The following is a 14,343-nucleotide window of genomic DNA, read 5'->3' as shown; positions in this document are numbered from 1 at the left end:
TCAGGCTCAACTCCCTCTCTAGGAGCGTCAGATGGACACGTCCAGACGTACGGTGCTCGCGGCGGCAGCCGCGGGCGTCGCCGCCACCACCGTGATCAGCGGCACGGCACACGCCGCGTCGGGAAAGAAGCCCGTGAAGGAGCTCTTCGGCAAGCTCGCCGACGGCACGAAGATCTACCGCTGGTCCCTCCAGAACGGCGGGACCCGGCTGAAGGTCCTCTCGTACGGCGGCATCGTGCAGTCCCTGGAGCTCCCGGACCGCCACGGCCGGTACGCGAACGTCTCCCTCGGCTACGACACCATCGAGGCGTACGTCGCGGGCACCACGTTCTTCGGCGCCACCATCGGCCGGTACGGGAACCGCATCGCCAAGGGGCAGTTCACGCTCGACGGCACGAAGTACCAGCTCTCCGTGAACGACGGGGCCAACTCCCTGCACGGCGGCGCCAAGGGCTTCAACACCCGGGTGTGGGACGTGGAGGGCTTCACGTCGGGCTCCGACGTGGGCCTGAAGCTGTACTACACGTCCGTCGACGGCGAGATGGGCTACCCGGGCACGCTGCGCACGACGGTCACGTACACGCTCACGGCGCGCGGCGACTGGCGGATCGACTACGAGGCGACGACGGACAAGGCGACCGTCGTGAACCTCACCAACCACACCTACTACAACCTCGCCGGCGAGGGCAGCGGCTCCATCGAGGGCCACGAGCTGACGCTGGCCGCCTCCCGGTACACGCCCACCGACGCGGGGCTCATCCCGACCGGTGAGCTGGCGAAGGTCGCGGGCACGCCGTTCGACTTCCGGCGCGGCAAGGAGATCGGCGACGACATCCGGGCCGCGCACCCGCAGCTGATCACCGCGAAGGGCTTCGACCACAACTGGGTGCTCGACAAGGGCAGCACGTCGTCGCCGGTGCACTTCGCGACGCTGCGGGACCCGGGTTCGGGCCGCACCCTGAAGATCGCCACCGATCAGCCGGGCGTGCAGTTCTACTCGGGCAACTTCCTCGACGGTACGCTCACCGGTCCTTCCGGGCGCACCTACCGGCAGGGCGACGGCCTGTGCCTGGAGACGCAGCACTTCCCGGACTCGCCGAACCAGCCGTCGTTCCCGTCCACCGTGCTGCGGCCCGGTCAGACGTACCGCACGACGACGGTGCACTCGTTCAGCGCCTAGTGAGCGCCGTGCGAGTGCGTCATGAGCGCCCCGTGAGCACCTGCCGTTGAACACCGCCCCGCCCGTATCCGTATGACATGCCACCACGGATACGGGCGGAGGCAGTTGATGAGCGCGGGTGTCGTCTCACTGTTCCAGGGCAGCACGGCCCACTCCCCCTCCTACGGCCAGCTGCGGCGGGCCGGGGCGGGCGGCGGCGGGCACGTCACCGACTTCTGCATCCCCTGCAACCCGTACTTCCCCACGCCCCCGATGCTGGACGCGCTGCGCGGACGGCTGCACGAGATCCTGACGTACTACCCGAGCGGCGCCGACACCATCACGGCGGAGCTCTGCCAGGTCCTCGGCCTCAACCCGCAGACCGTCGCGATGGGCAACGGCTCGACCGAACTCATCACCTGGATCGACCACTTGCTGGTGCGCGACTCGCTCGCCGTGCCGGTGCCGACGTTCGGGCGGTGGACGGACCAGCCGATGGAGACGGGCAAGCGGGTCGACATGTTCCCGCTGCCGGAGCGCGACGGGTTCGCGCTCGACCCGGCGGCGTACGCGGAGTTCATCCACGCGCGCGGCTCCCGGGCCGCCGTGATCTGCAATCCGAACAACCCCGACGGCGGTCTCGTGCCGCGCCGGTCGCTGCTGGCCCTCCTCGACGAGCTGCGCCATCTGGACCTGGTCGTGATCGACGAGTCGTTCCTCGACTTCGCCGACGCCGCCGAGGGCGGCCAGGACCCGAGCCTGGTGCGGGAGGCGGTCCTGCGGCCCAACGTCATCGTGCTGCGCAGCCTCGGCAAGAACTTCGGACTGCACGGCATCCGCTTCGGCTACCTCGTCGCGAACCCGGGGCTGGCCGGACGGGTGCGGGCGGCGCTGCCGAAGTGGAACCTCAACTCCTTCGCGGAGACCGTGGTGTTCATGCTGCGCGCCCACCGCCAGGAGTACGCGGACAGCATCCGCCAGGTCTGCCGCGACCGCCAGGACATGCGCTGGCACCTGGCGCGCCTGCCCGGCCTCACCGTCTACCCGTCGCAGGGCAACTTCCTGTACGTGCGCCTGCCGGACGGCGTCGACGGGGTCGGCCTGCGCGATCAGCTCCTGGACCGGCACGGCGTGCTGGTACGGGAGTGCGGCAACAAGATCGGATCTTCCAGCAGCTTCCTGCGCCTCGTGGTGCGACCCCAGCCGGACGTCCTGCGCCTGGTGGCCGGACTGGAGTCGCTGCTCGGGGCCGGGAGGGGAGTCGCCGTGCCCGAGCTGGACGGAGGGACCACCTACAGCTCGGGCACGGCGGCGGTGGACCGGGTGGTGTGGGGCGCCGTGTCCTGAACTCCCGCACGGTGCTCAGGGGTTGCGCCAGGCCGCCGGGTCGTCGGCCAGCTCCCGCACCTGGTCGGGCAGTCGCCCGTCCGCGATGTCGGCGAGGCTGACGCCTTCCAGGACCTTGCGCACGTTGGCCCGCAGCGCCACCCACACGGGCAGCAGCGGCTCGGCGGGTCCCTGGTAGCTGAGGGCGCTGGGCCGCTCGCCGCGCACCGACACGATGGGGCCCTCGACGGCGCGGACGACGTCGGCGACGGTGATCGCGGCGGCGGGGCGGGCCAGCAGGTAGCCGCCGTTGCCGCCGCGCCGGCTGACGACGATGCCGCCGCGCCGCAGGTCGCCGAGGATGCCCTCCAGGAACTTGTGCGGGATCTCCTGCGCCGCGGAGATGGTCTCCGCCTTGACCGGTCCGCCGTCGGTGCGGGCGGCCAGTTCCAGGCCGGCCCGGACCGCGTAGTCGGCTCTGGCTGAAATCCTCATGGGGTCATTGTCGGGGACGGTTCGGGCTGCTGGGCCGGGAGTTCGGCGGCGGTCCTGCGGGTGCGCAGGGTCACCGCGAGGCCCACCGCCGCGACCGCTCCGCAGACCACCACGAGAGGGGCGCCCGACACCCCCCACATGGCGAGCCCCGACCCGGTGAGCAGGACCACCAGCGCCCAGCGCAGGGCGGGCCCCGACACCCGGGTGGAGAGCACGGCGCCGGCCAGCACACCGGGGATCGCGCCGACCAGCAGCGTGCCGGTCAGGCCCAGCGACACGTCGCCGACGAGGAAGTGCCCGAGGGCGGCGGCGCCGACCAGCGGGACGGCCTGCACCAGATCGGTGCCCACCAGGTGGTTCGCCCGGAGCCGGGGGTGGGCGAGCATCAGCATCACGATGATCAGCGAGCCGGAGCCGACCGAGGTCATCCCGACGACGAGCCCGCCGACCAGCCCGATCAGCAGCGTCGCCACCGGCCTGACCCGCACGTCGGCGTCCTCGGCGGCAGCGGCGCCCAGGCCGCGGCGCCGGTCGAGCCACATCCGGGCGAGCATCCCGGCCACGGCGAGCAGCAGGGCGCCGCCGATGACGTACTTGACCCGGTCCTGGAGCGCCTCGCCGTCACCGAGGGCCCGGAGGAGCAGCGCCCCGGCGAAGGCGGCGGGCAGGGCGGTGGGCAGCAGCCACCGGACGATGTCCCACCGGATCGTGCCCGCCCGGTGGTGCACGGCGGCGCCGAACGGCTTCATGAACAGGGAGGTCGCCAGGTCGCTGCCGATGGCGGCGGTGGGGTTGACCCCGAAGAACATGACCATGATCGGGGTCATCAGGGCGCCACCGCCCATGCCGGTGAGGCCCACCGCGAGCCCGACCAGGGCGCCGGCGACGACGATCGTCCACGAGAAGTCCATGCGGGCCACTGTGCCCACGTTCCCTATGGGGAAGGTATGAATCCCGCTCGAATTTCACATGGTGGACCGCTCTCACCGGCGCACCCGCGCGGGCCTCACGCCAGCCGGATCACGTTCCACGACAGGGGTTCCAGGGTCGCCTTGAGCGTGGCGTCGGACAGGGTCGTGCCGGTTGCCGGGTGGGGGGCCACCCGGTCCGGGTCGGTGAGGGTGTTCTTGGCGTCCGGATCCTGATCCGACAGCACCGAGTGCTCGGTCACCGTCGTCAACTCCAGGCCGTTCAGGGCGACTTCCAGGGGGAGGGCCTGGGTCTGGCTGCGGTTCACCGCGAAGACGGTGACCGTGCCGTCGTCGGCGCGGACCGCCGTCGCGTGCAGCAGGTCGGCGGTGCCGTGGCGCTGCGTGTCGTACGTCGGGGAGTCGACGCGGACGTCGAGGACCTCGCCGCGGCCGTACTTCGAGGCCTGCGAGAACGGGAAGAACGTCGTCTGGCGCCAGGCCGGACCGCCCGGCTCCGTCATGATCGGCGCGATGACGTTGACCAGCTGCGCGAGGCAGGCGACCGTGACGCGGTCCGCGTGCCGGAGCAGGGCGATCAGGAGGGAGCCGAAGACGACCGCGTCCGTGACCGAGTACACGTCCTCCAGCAGGCGCGGCGCCTCCGGCCAGTCCAGGGCCGAGACCTGGGCGTCGGTGCGCGACATGTACCAGACGTTCCACTCGTCGAAGGAGAGGTTGATCTTCTTCTTCGACTTGAGGCGGGCGCCCACGTGGTCGCAGGTCGCGACGACGTTCTCGATGAACGACTCCATGTCCACCGCCGAGGCGAGGAACGAGTCGCGGTCGCCGTCGTGCTCCTCGTAGTAGGCGTGCAGCGAGACGTAGTCGACCAGGTCGTAGGTCTCCTGGAGGACCGTCGCCTCCCATGCGGCGAACGTGTCCATGGCCTGGCCCGAGCTGCCGCACGCGACCAGCTCCACGTCCTTGTCGATCTGGCGCATGGCGCGCGCCGTCTCGGCCGCGATCCGCCCGTACTCCTCGGCCGTCTTGTGGCCGGTCTGCCAGGGGCCGTCCATCTCGTTGCCCAGGCACCACAGGCGGATCCCGAAGGGGTCCTTGTCGCCGTGCGCGATGCGGCGGTCGGACAGTTCGGTGCCCGCCGGGTGGTTCGCGTACTCCTGGAGCTCGATGGCCTCCGCGACGCCGCGCGTGCCGAGGTTGACCGCCATCATCGGTTCGGCCTGCGGGCCGACCTTCTTCAGGAACGCGATGTACTCGGAGAGGCCGAAGCGGTTCGACTCCGTGGTGCGCCAGGCGAGGTCGAGGCGGCGGGGGCGGTCCTCGACGGGGCCGACCGAGTCCTCCCACTTGTAGCCGGAGACGAAGTTGCCGCCGGGGTAGCGGATGGCGGTCGCGCCCAATTCCCGTACCAGGTCCAGGACGTCGGTGCGCAGGCCGGCCTCGTCCGCGGTGGGGTGGTCCGGTTCGAAGATGCCGGTGTAGACGCAGCGGCCGAGGTGCTCGACGAAGGAGCCGAAGAGACGGGGGTCGACCGTGCCGACCGTGAAGGCGGGGTCCAGGGTGAAGCGGGCGGTGCTCAATGCTTTCCTTTCGTTCTGCGGGAGAGGGGCGGTGCCTAGAGGGCCGGCCAGCCGTCCTTGGCCCACCGGATGTCGTTCAGGCCGAGCTTGGGCGTGCCTTCGTCGTCCGCGTCGTAGTAGTGGTAGGCGAGGACGTCACGGCCCTTGTCCTTGAAGACGGACTCGCCGCCCGTGCCGAGGAAGCGGCCGTGGCCCGCCAGGAGCAGCGAACCGCCGCCCTCCAGCAGGGACGTGCCGTCCTTGTCGGTGTACGGGCCCGTCACCGACGTGGAGCGGCCGACGCGGATCTTGTAGGTGGAGTTCACGCCGGAGCAGCACGCGTCGTACGAGGCGAGGAGGTAGTAGTGGCGGCCGTGCTGGACGATCGCCGGGCCCTCGACCGCGTACGGGGCGTCGGGACGGGTGGCGAGGTGGTGGACGGTGGCGCCGGGGATCGCCCTGCCCGTGCGGGGGTCGAGCTGGACCATGCGGATGCCGGTCCAGTAGGAGCCGAAGCTCATCCACAGCTTGCCGTCGGCGCGGACGACCGCCGGATCGATGGCGTTCCAGGTGTCCGTGGTCTCGGAGGTGAAGACCTTGCCGTGGTCCGTCCAGGTTCCGGGCAGGCCCGAGGAGGACGTGGCGACGCCGATCGCGGAGTGGTTCGTGCCCCAGGACGAGACCGCGTAGTAGAGCCAGTACCGGCCGTCGCGGTACGAGATGTCGGGGGCCCACGGGTCGCCGGTGGCGTTGTACTCGTACCACCAGCTCGGCGGCGCGGCGAAGGCGTTGCCCTCGTCCGTCCAGTGCACCCGGTCCTTCGAGAGGCGGGCGCCGATGACGCCGCCGGTGGAGTACGCGACGTAGCCCTTGCCGCCCTTCAGCGCGATGACGGTCGGGTCGTGGATGATCTGCTGGCCGGTGACGGGCTGCGGGTCGGGGTAACTCTGCGCGGCCTGAGCCGTGTTGGGCAGCAGGGCGAGGGTGACGGCGGCGGCCGCCGCGAGCACGGTTCTCACTGGCCCGCCAATCCCGTGTGGGCGACGCCCGCCACGATCTGCCGCTGGAAGAAGACGAAGACGACGATCAGGGGCAGCCCCGCCATCAGGCCGCCGGCCATCAGCTGGGCCCACTGGATGCCGTAGGAGTTCATGACGGTCGCGATGCCGTTCGGCATGGTCATCAGGTCGGGGTTGTTGGTGACCATGTACGGCCACAGGAAGTTGTTCCACGACGCGATGAAGGTGAAGATGCCGACCGCCGCGAGGGAGGGGCGGGCGAGCGGGACGACGATGGTGAAGAAGACCCGCCAGCGGCCCGCGCCGTCGATGAAGGCGGCCTCCTCCAGTTCGCGCGGGACGCCCTGGAAGAACTTGTAGAGGATGTAGACCATGGCCGCGGGGGCGCACTGGGGCAGGATCATGCCCCAGTAGGTGTCGACCATGCCCATCTGCTGGACCGTGGTGAACAGCGGCACGCCGAGGACGGCCGGGGAGATCATCAGGCCCGCCATCACCACGCCCATGAGCACGTTCTTGCCCCGGAACTCGGTGCGGGCGAAGCCGTATCCGGCGAGTGCGGCCACGGTGAGCACGACGGCCGTCACCACGACGGACACCACGAGGGAGTTGACGAACCAGGTGGAGACGTTGCCGGTCTCCCACAGGGCCTTCCACGCCTGGCCCGTCCAGACCTTCGGCAGCCAGTGCGGCGGGATCTCGGCGGCCTCGGCCTCGGACTTGAGCGAGGTGAACAGGGCGGCGGCGACCGGTGCCACGAAGACGGCGGAGACGGCGACGCCGAGCAGGGTGAGGACGATCTGGCCGGCCGTCCAGGGCTTGCGGGCCTTGACCCGTATCTGGGTGGCGGTCATCGGGCGCCCTCCTCACGGTTGCGCAGCAGCACCATCCGGCCGAGGGCGACCGCGGCGATGATCACGAAGAAGATGATGGACATCGCGGAGGCGTAGCCCACGCGGTAGCTGGTGAAGCCCTGTTCGAGGGTGTACTGGACGAAGGAGCGGGTGGCGAGCTCGGGTCCGGGGCCGAAGTCCATCATCACGACGGCCTGGTCGAAGAGCTGGAGCGAGGCCAGGACCTGGAGGGCGACGACCAGGCCGGTGATGTGGCGCAGCATGGGCAGTGTGATGTGGACCGTGCGGTGCCAGGCGTTGGCGCCGTCCAGTTTGGCGGCCTCGTAGAGGTGGCCGGGGATGCCCTGGAGCGCGGCGAGGTAGAGCAGGAAGGAGAAGCCGACCGTCCACCACAGCGTCTCGATGACGATGGCGAGCATCGCGTACGACTTGTCGGTCAGCCAGGGCGTGGTGAGGCCGAACGTCTCGTTGAAGAGGCCGATGCCCTGGGTGAACAGCCACTGCCACATGTTGGCGGCGACGGTCGACGGCAGCAGGAACGGGGCGAAGAAGCAGAGCCGCCACACCCACTTCCCGCGCTCGATGTGGTGGGCGAGCATCGCGAGGAGGAAGGCGAGGACCGTGATGCAGGGGACGACGAGGAGGGTGAAGTACGCGCTGTGGCCGAGCGCGTCCCACATCGCGGTGTCCTTCAGGGCCTCGCGGTAGTTGTCGAGGCCGACGAAGTTCGCGCCCTCGCCGGAGATGTTGGCGTCGGTGAAGCTGAGGTAGACGCCGCGCAGCAGCGGCCAGATCACGAAGAGCGCGAAGAGGACCAGGAACGGGGCGACGAACCAGCCGCCGTGCTGGAAGCCCTGCTTGCGGCGGACGGTGGCGCTCGCGGCGGCGCTCTGCGCGCGGGCCGGGGCGATGACGGTCTCAGCGCTGGTCGTCGTCATGCGACCGCACCTCCCTGCGCGGCGGTGTGTCCGTCCATCGGGTTCTTCGAGGCGAGGAGCTTGCCGAGCTCCTTCTTCATGCGCTCGGCGACGGATGCGGGCTTGGCCGAGCCCATCGTCGAGGAGACGACCATCGGGCCGAGGTCCTGGGCGAGGACGCCGGTGGAGCCCGCGAACCACACCTTCGGCTCGTTGGCCTGGTGGTCCATGGCGCTCACGTACTCGTTCTGCGGGGTGAGTTCCTTGTACGCGGCCGTGGACAGGGTCGGCGTGTACGCGGGGATGTGGCCGCCGGCCGCCCACTGGAGGGCGTGCTGGACGACGTACGCGGCGAGTTGGTGCGCGCCCTCGTTCGTGGCGCCGCCGCGGCCCGCCTGGTGCGGCAGGACGAAGGCGTGCGACTCGGCGTGGGTGGCCTGCTTGCCGAAGACGGGCGGCAGCGGCGTCGCCCCGTACTCCAGTTTCGCGCCGGAGAAGACCGGCACCGACCAGTTGCCCTCCCAGGTGAACGGGGCGCCGTTGATGAACTGTTCGCCGGTGGGCGCGCCGGGGATGACGTAGCCGTCGGTGACGTGCTGCCGGAGGAACTCCAGGACCTGGGTGGCCTTGTCGGCGTCGAAGCGGACCTCGGTGTTGTCGTCGTCGAACCAGGTGCCGCCGAGCTGGGTGTAGAAGGCGACGAAGAACCACCACTGGAAGTTCTGGTCGTTGGTCCACAGGCCGATGGTCTGCAGGCCCTTCTTCTGCACCTTCTTGGCCTTCTTGAGGACGTCGAACCACTCGCCGGTGGAGCCGACCTCGATCATCCGGCCGTCGTCGCCGAGCAGGTCGGCCTTCTTCAGCACGTCCTTGCGGTAGAAGCAGAGCTGGACGTGGACGTCGAGCGGCAGGGCGTAGAGCTTGCCGTCGATGACCCCGCGGTTCCACAGCGCCTGGTTGTAGTCCTCCTTGCGCACTCCGTACGTGGCGAGGAGGTTCTCGTCCCAGGGGTCGAGGAGGCGGCCCGGCGAGAAGCCCGCGACCCGGCCCAGGTGCATGACGCCCAGCTCGGGGGCCCGGTTGCCCGCGGCGGCCATGGCGAGCTTGGTGTAGAAGGGGTTGCCCCACTGGAGCGTGGAGTCCTTGACGGCGATGTCCGGGTGTTCCTTCCGGAAGGCGTCCAGCATCGCGATCATGTTCGCGCCGTCGCCGCCGCTGAAGAGGTTCCAGTAGCGCACGCGGGTGTCCGCGCCGGAGGCGAGTGCGTCGGCCCCCGTTCCGAGCGCCGCGAAGCCGAGGCTTCCGGCGACTGTCAACCCGCCCAGTCCGGCGAGGAGTTGCCTGCGGTTCAGGCCAGGTCGTCCCATTCCCTGCCCTTACTGTTTCGAAGGTGAGTGTTCGAGATTTCGGCTGCTGCCCGTAACTTCGAACGGGACCGTATGGTCGAAGCGCTTCGACCGTCAATGGGTCCGACACCGGAAACTTTCGGCCGGGCCGGGGACGCGGGGAACCGCCCTCGGCCACGGAAAAGCCGCGGACACATCTGCCGGTTGACGAGCAGACGCGTCCGCGGCCTTCGTCGCGGCTGGGCGCGCGGTCCCCCGCGCCCCCGAGGGGCTACCCGAAGCGGGGCTGCGACAGCCCTTGCCCCGCACCGGGGAACACCAGCAGCGAGCCCTCCAAGGGAGTCGGCCGATCCAGGCCCACCCGGGCCGACGAGACGTACAGGTCACGCAGGTCGGAGCCCCCGAACGCGCAGGCCGTCGGGCGGCGCACGGGCAGCGGGACGACCCGGTCGAGCGTGCCGGACGGCGTGTAGCGGCGCAGCGCCCCGCCGTCCCACAGGGCGACCCACACACAGCCGTCCGCGTCGACCGTGAGGCCGTCGGGGAAGCCCGCGCCCTCCTCGACGGTCGCCAACTCCCGTCGCCCGCTCACGTGCTCGCCGTCCACGTCGAAGACGTCGATGCGCCGCGTCGGGGTGTCGACGTAGTACATGCGCTTCCCGTCGGGGCTCCAGCCCGTGCCGTTCGAGACGGTGACGTCGTCGAGGACGGTGGTGGCCGTGCCGTCCGGGGCGAGGCGGATCAGGTTGCCGCCGCCCGGCGTCTCGTCGTACGCCATCGAGCCCGCCCAGAGCGATCCGTCGGGCGCGACCGCCGCGTCGTTGCCCCTGCGGCCGGGGACGGGATCGCGGTGCAGCCAGCCGAAGGTGCCGTCGGGCGCGTAACCGCCCACGCCGTCACGGAGGTTGACGACCAGGCCGCCGTCCGTGCGCGGCTTCGCGGCGCCCACGTGCTGCTCGGTGGCCAGCACCGTGCGGCGGCCGCTGCCGGGCTCGTAGGTGTGGACGCGCGAGCCGAGGATGTCGACCCAGATGAGCCGGCCGCCGACCGGGTCCCAGGTCGGGCCCTCGCCGAGCTCGGCGGACTCGCGCACCGCCTGCTCGGCCCTCACGGCGTGCCCCGGTGGCCGAGCCGCTCGGACAGGTCGGCGGCGCCCTTGGCGGCGAGCTGGGCGAGCTCGTCCTCGCGGGCGTCGCTCCAGCGGATCATCGGCACGGAGATGGAGAGCGCGGCGACGACCCGGTTGGTGCGGTCGCGCACGGGCGCGGCGACGCAGGACACGTCCGTGTTCGACTCGCGGCTCTCCACGGCGATGCCGCGCTCGCGGATGCCGGACAGATGGGTGCGCAGAGCGGCCGGGTCGGTGATCGAGTTCGCCGTCATGGCGATCAGGTCGGCGTCGTCCGGGATCCGCGCTGCCAGCTCGGTCTCGGGCAGCGACGCGAGGAGCATCTTGCCGACGGAGGTGCAGTGCGCCGGCAGCCGGCGGCCCGCGGCGGAGACCATGCGCACCGCGTGCGTGGAGTCGACCTTGGCGATGTAGATGACGTCGGTGCCCTCCAGGATCGCGACGTGCACCGTCTCGTCACAGGTCTCGGCGACGGTCCTGGCGACCTGCTGCCCCTCCGCGGCGAGGTCGAGCTGCTCCGCGTACCGGCTGCCGAGCTGGTACGGGCGCACCCCCAGGCGGTAGCGGCCGGGCTGGCCGGGGACCTGCACGATGTACGAACGGGCGGCGAGCGTGGTGACGAGCTCGTGGACCGTGGTGCGCGGGAGCTGTAGCTTGCGGACGATGTCGGGGGCGGACAGCGTGCCGTCCCCGTCCAGGAAGAGCTCCAGTATGTCCAGAGCCCGGGTCACGGCGGGTACGAGGCGTCCCACGACCGGCCCCCTCCCTATGTTCGATATTTCAACAGACGGTCGGTATCGCGAACATAGGCTACGCACAGTGGGGTTGACCGGGCAATGGGGTGGTGAAAGCCCCTGGTCCCGGCGGTCGGAGCGGTGTCCGGCCGGTCAAGGCGGCCCCAGCTCGCCGCGGAGCCGGCGGGCCCGCAGCACCAGTTCCAGCTCGAAGCGGCGGTCCGGGTCGTCCACCTCGTCGCCCCACAGCTCGCGGATCTGGCGGAGCCGGTAGCGGACGGTCTGCGGGTGGACGCCGAGCCGGGCGGCGACCTCGGGGGCGCCGCCGCGGGTCTCCAGCCAGGCCAGCAGCGTCTCGGCGAGCCGGCGGGCGTGGGTGGGGCCGCAGTGGCCGAGGGGGGCGAGGGCCCGCCGGGCGAGGTCGTCGACGAGTTCCTCGGGCTGGAGCAGGACGAGGGCCTGGGTGTGCTCGGTGCAGCGCAGCACCCCGGCGGCGGGTAAGAGGTCGCGCTCCATGAGGGTGACGGCCGCCTCGGCCCAGCGCAGCGACTTCGCGGCCTCGGCCAGGGCGACGGCCGGGCCGACGGCGCCGGTCCAGCCGGACAGGGCGCGGCGCAGCAGTTCGGGACGGCCCGCCGCGTCGGGGTCGGGGACGACGAGGCGGGGGCGCTCCGTCTCCATGTCGAGCAGCACGTCGGGGCCGACCGCGGGGGCCACCGCGTCCCGCGCGGGCCGCAGCAGCACGCCGACGGCGACCCGGTCGGGCACCGGCCAGCCGATCCGGGCGGCCCGCTCGGTGAGGGCCTTGACCGGGTCGGGCGGGGCGACGGCGGGCTGGCCCTCCAGGAGCAGGGCCATCAGTTTGCGCTGCTGGCGCAGCCGTTCCCCGGCCTGCCGGGCGGCGGCCTCCGCGTAGCCGCGGACCGACTGGTCGACGAGGCCGTCGAGGTACTCGTAGCCGGACTCGGCGAGTTCGTACATGGCGGGTGGCGGGATGCGCAGACGCTGGCCGATGTCGGCGAGGCGGCGCCAGGCGAGCTTCACGCCGAGCCGGTACATCGCCTGGAGCGCGTCGAGGCTGCGCCCGTGCAGGCTCTGGCCGCGTCCGAACTCCTGGAAGACGGACGGGGGCTGGCCCTCGGTCACGGTGCTGCCCGAGACGTCGGTGAGGCGCCGGACGAAACCCTCGATGGCGCGCCGGATGCCGACCAGGGCCATCGGCTCGCCCGACTCGTCGAGGATCAGCGGCAGTTGGGGGTACTCGCGGCGGATCTCGTCGAGGATGTCCTCGGCGAGCCGGGGCGCCTCCTCCATGGCGAGCGCGGCGAACTGCTTGACCTGGAGGCGCGGCACGTCGCACCAGGCGGATCGTGTCGTGGTGGGCACGGCTCAGCGCCCCTGCCCGGGCGTCTCGTAGGTCAGGAGTGGGGTGTTGGGCTGATCGGGCGTGGCGTCGATCAGCGCGAGCACGCCGAAGGCCGCGGCGACGGCGAGCGCCGCCCCGGTGGCCGCGCAGAGCACGGCGGCGAGCAGTCGGTTCATCGCAGGGTCAGCCTCTCGTCCATGGTGAAAGCGGAGTGCTGAGGTCGGTCCCCACCCTGTGTGTTCCGGCAAGTCCCCAGTGTTGGCAGTGGATTGACACCTCGTCAAGAGTGCGTCTACGGTTCCCGGCCCATGACCGGCAGACCACGGGCGGACCGTGGTGCCCTTCCCCCCAGGAGTGCCGGATGCGCCGGACAACCTCGCCCTTCTCCCTGCTCTGCGTGGGTCTCGGTACGTTCCTGCTGGTGCTCGCCGGGCTGCTCGCCTGGTACGTGGAGCCCCGCGCCGAACGCACCCCGATCGACACGGACACCACGACCGTCTTCACCGGAAACGGCAGCTACTTCGACACCGAAAAGATCGAGACCGTCGACGATCAGCGCATCACGATCACCCGTCAGGTCCGCGGCGACGTCGCCGAGAGCGAGCGCAGCGGCCGTGCCGTGTGGGACGTCACGACGTCGGTGGACACCACCGCGTCGCTGCCCGCGGCCGACCCGCACGACGCGCTCCAGTGGACCCTGGAGCGCTGGGTCACCGACCGGAAGACCAACAAGCCCGTGCACTGCTGCGGCGAACAGCCCGCCTTCGAGGGCGAGGCGTACCTGAAGTTCCCCTTCCACGTGGAGAAGCGCACCTACACCTGGTGGGACAACACCCTCGGCGCGACGGTCCCGCTCCGCTTCAGCGGCACGGCCCGGGTCCAGGGCTACGAGGGCTACCGCTTCACCGGCACGGTGGCGCCCGCCCGCACCGGCTCCCGGCTGGTGCCGGGCCGGCTCGTGGGCCGGCCGAAGCAGAGCCAGGTGCTCGCCGAGGAGTGGTACGCCAACCACGGCGTCGAGCTGGTCGTCGACCCGCTGACCGGCCGGGTCCTGAACGCGGCGATCGGCCCGCGCAAGACGCTGCGGGCACCGGGTTCGGCGAAGGACGCGGTGGTGCTCCTGGACAGCGAGCGGATCGCGTTCACCCCGGCCACGCAGCGCGCCCAGGTGGCGCTGGCCGAGGACGACAACGACCGGCTCACGCTGCTCGGCACGGTCCTGCCGATCGGGGCGGGAGCGCTCGGTGCGCTGCTCGTGGTGGCCGGGACGGTGTTGGTCGTCCGGGGCAGGGGTGGCCGCGGCGAGCCCGAAGGGCAGACGCGTCCGGATCCCGATACGTCCCCGACGACCCTGGAAACGTCCACGATGTGACGGTACGTCAGCTCGGGAAAGCCCGAAACTTGTCACGCGGGTGAGTAGCCGCATCGAACAGCGCGGCGAAAACTGTGCCACCCCACCCCGTGCACAGTCCGAACACAGCCCCGGCACAGTACCCACCAGTACGGC

14 protein-coding genes are annotated in these 14,343 nt (G+C 71.1%); 3 read left to right on the top strand and 11 right to left on the bottom strand.

Features of this window, described 5'->3' with window-relative positions; genetic code table 11:
• Positions 1 to 31 precede the first annotated feature (31 nt).
• Positions 32 to 1,180: an aldose epimerase family protein gene (locus RBJ77_RS37270; protein WP_372348987.1), complete on the top strand. Its 1,149-nt coding sequence runs from the start codon at positions 32 to 34 to the stop codon at positions 1,178 to 1,180.
• Positions 1,181 to 1,288: 108 nt separating this feature from the next.
• A complete protein-coding gene (locus RBJ77_RS37265; protein ID WP_372348986.1) occupies positions 1,289 to 2,506 on the top strand; it encodes a histidinol-phosphate transaminase in 1,218 nt (405 codons plus the stop codon).
• A 15-nt stretch (positions 2,507 to 2,521) separates the two neighbouring features.
• Here the strand turns inward: RBJ77_RS37265 and RBJ77_RS37260 are convergent, their stop codons facing one another.
• From RBJ77_RS37260 to RBJ77_RS37210, 11 genes are all read right to left on the bottom strand, one after another.
• Positions 2,522 to 2,980 carry an Rrf2 family transcriptional regulator gene (locus RBJ77_RS37260; protein WP_372348985.1) on the bottom strand — a complete coding sequence of 153 codons (459 nt, stop codon included), beginning with the start codon at positions 2,978 to 2,980 and terminating at the stop codon, positions 2,522 to 2,524.
• Positions 2,977 to 3,891 carry a sulfite exporter TauE/SafE family protein gene (locus RBJ77_RS37255; RefSeq protein ID WP_372348984.1) on the bottom strand — a complete coding sequence of 305 codons (915 nt, stop codon included), beginning with the start codon at positions 3,889 to 3,891 and terminating at the stop codon, positions 2,977 to 2,979. Before RBJ77_RS37255 ends, RBJ77_RS37260 begins: the two co-directional genes overlap by 4 nt.
• 95 nt (positions 3,892 to 3,986) lie before the next feature.
• On the bottom strand, positions 3,987 to 5,492 hold the full coding sequence (locus RBJ77_RS37250; RefSeq protein WP_372348983.1) for an alpha-N-arabinofuranosidase: 1,506 nt from the start codon (positions 5,490 to 5,492) through the stop codon (positions 3,987 to 3,989).
• Positions 5,493 to 5,527: 35 nt separating this feature from the next.
• Positions 5,528 to 6,490, bottom strand: coding sequence for an arabinan endo-1,5-alpha-L-arabinosidase (locus RBJ77_RS37245; protein ID WP_372348982.1), 963 nt, complete (start codon positions 6,488 to 6,490; stop codon positions 5,528 to 5,530).
• The gene (locus RBJ77_RS37240; protein ID WP_372348981.1) at positions 6,487 to 7,344 is read right to left on the bottom strand and encodes a carbohydrate ABC transporter permease; all 858 of its coding nucleotides are present in this window, start codon (positions 7,342 to 7,344) and stop codon (positions 6,487 to 6,489) included. The genes RBJ77_RS37245 and RBJ77_RS37240 overlap by 4 nt, the downstream gene beginning before the upstream one ends.
• On the bottom strand, positions 7,341 to 8,282 hold the full coding sequence (locus RBJ77_RS37235; protein ID WP_372348980.1) for a carbohydrate ABC transporter permease: 942 nt from the start codon (positions 8,280 to 8,282) through the stop codon (positions 7,341 to 7,343). Before RBJ77_RS37235 ends, RBJ77_RS37240 begins: the two co-directional genes overlap by 4 nt.
• Complete coding sequence (locus RBJ77_RS37230; RefSeq protein WP_372348979.1) at positions 8,279 to 9,628, bottom strand: extracellular solute-binding protein; 1,350 nt, start codon at positions 9,626 to 9,628, stop codon at positions 8,279 to 8,281. Before RBJ77_RS37230 ends, RBJ77_RS37235 begins: the two co-directional genes overlap by 4 nt.
• A gap of 250 nt (positions 9,629 to 9,878) precedes the next feature.
• The gene (locus tag RBJ77_RS37225) at positions 9,879 to 10,718 is read right to left on the bottom strand and encodes an SMP-30/gluconolactonase/LRE family protein (protein WP_372348978.1); all 840 of its coding nucleotides are present in this window, start codon (positions 10,716 to 10,718) and stop codon (positions 9,879 to 9,881) included.
• Positions 10,715 to 11,488 carry an IclR family transcriptional regulator gene (locus tag RBJ77_RS37220; protein WP_372348977.1) on the bottom strand — a complete coding sequence of 258 codons (774 nt, stop codon included), beginning with the start codon at positions 11,486 to 11,488 and terminating at the stop codon, positions 10,715 to 10,717. Before RBJ77_RS37220 ends, RBJ77_RS37225 begins: the two co-directional genes overlap by 4 nt.
• A 135-nt stretch (positions 11,489 to 11,623) precedes the next feature.
• A complete protein-coding gene (locus RBJ77_RS37215; protein ID WP_372348976.1) occupies positions 11,624 to 12,856 on the bottom strand; it encodes a helix-turn-helix domain-containing protein in 1,233 nt (410 codons plus the stop codon).
• 3 nt (positions 12,857 to 12,859) lie between these two features.
• Entirely contained in the window at positions 12,860 to 13,012 is a 153-nt protein-coding gene (locus RBJ77_RS37210) for a hypothetical protein (RefSeq protein ID WP_372348975.1), read from the bottom strand.
• A 185-nt stretch (positions 13,013 to 13,197) separates the two neighbouring features.
• On the opposite strand from RBJ77_RS37210, the gene RBJ77_RS37205 reads away from it, so the two are divergent.
• Complete coding sequence (locus tag RBJ77_RS37205) at positions 13,198 to 14,208, top strand: DUF3068 domain-containing protein (RefSeq protein WP_372348974.1); 1,011 nt, start codon at positions 13,198 to 13,200, stop codon at positions 14,206 to 14,208.
• The last annotated feature ends 135 nt before the right edge of the window (positions 14,209 to 14,343 follow it).

This window comes from Streptomyces sp. KL116D (assembly GCF_030766975.1).
Classification (GTDB): Bacteria; Actinomycetota; Actinomycetes; order Streptomycetales; family Streptomycetaceae; genus Streptomyces; species Streptomyces longispororuber_A.
This window is presented reverse-complemented; position numbering and strand designations above follow the sequence as displayed.

What these genes read in the sequence shown, in the direction of transcription:
- RBJ77_RS37240 (WP_372348981.1), bottom strand. Translation starts at nt 7,344, where the DNA reads ATGACCGCCACCCAGATACGGGTCAAGGCCCGCAAGCCCTGGACGGCC.
- RBJ77_RS37270 (WP_372348987.1), top strand. Translation starts at nt 32, where the DNA reads ATGGACACGTCCAGACGTACGGTGCTCGCGGCGGCAGCCGCGGGCGTC.
- RBJ77_RS37265 (WP_372348986.1), top strand. Translation starts at nt 1,289, where the DNA reads ATGAGCGCGGGTGTCGTCTCACTGTTCCAGGGCAGCACGGCCCACTCC.
- RBJ77_RS37230 (WP_372348979.1), bottom strand. Translation starts at nt 9,628, where the DNA reads ATGGGACGACCTGGCCTGAACCGCAGGCAACTCCTCGCCGGACTGGGC.
- RBJ77_RS37235 (WP_372348980.1), bottom strand. Translation starts at nt 8,282, where the DNA reads ATGACGACGACCAGCGCTGAGACCGTCATCGCCCCGGCCCGCGCGCAG.
- RBJ77_RS37210 (WP_372348975.1), bottom strand. Translation starts at nt 13,012, where the DNA reads ATGAACCGACTGCTCGCCGCCGTGCTCTGCGCGGCCACCGGGGCGGCG.
- RBJ77_RS37205 (WP_372348974.1), top strand. Translation starts at nt 13,198, where the DNA reads ATGCGCCGGACAACCTCGCCCTTCTCCCTGCTCTGCGTGGGTCTCGGT.
- RBJ77_RS37255 (WP_372348984.1), bottom strand. Translation starts at nt 3,891, where the DNA reads ATGGACTTCTCGTGGACGATCGTCGTCGCCGGCGCCCTGGTCGGGCTC.
- RBJ77_RS37260 (WP_372348985.1), bottom strand. Translation starts at nt 2,980, where the DNA reads ATGAGGATTTCAGCCAGAGCCGACTACGCGGTCCGGGCCGGCCTGGAA.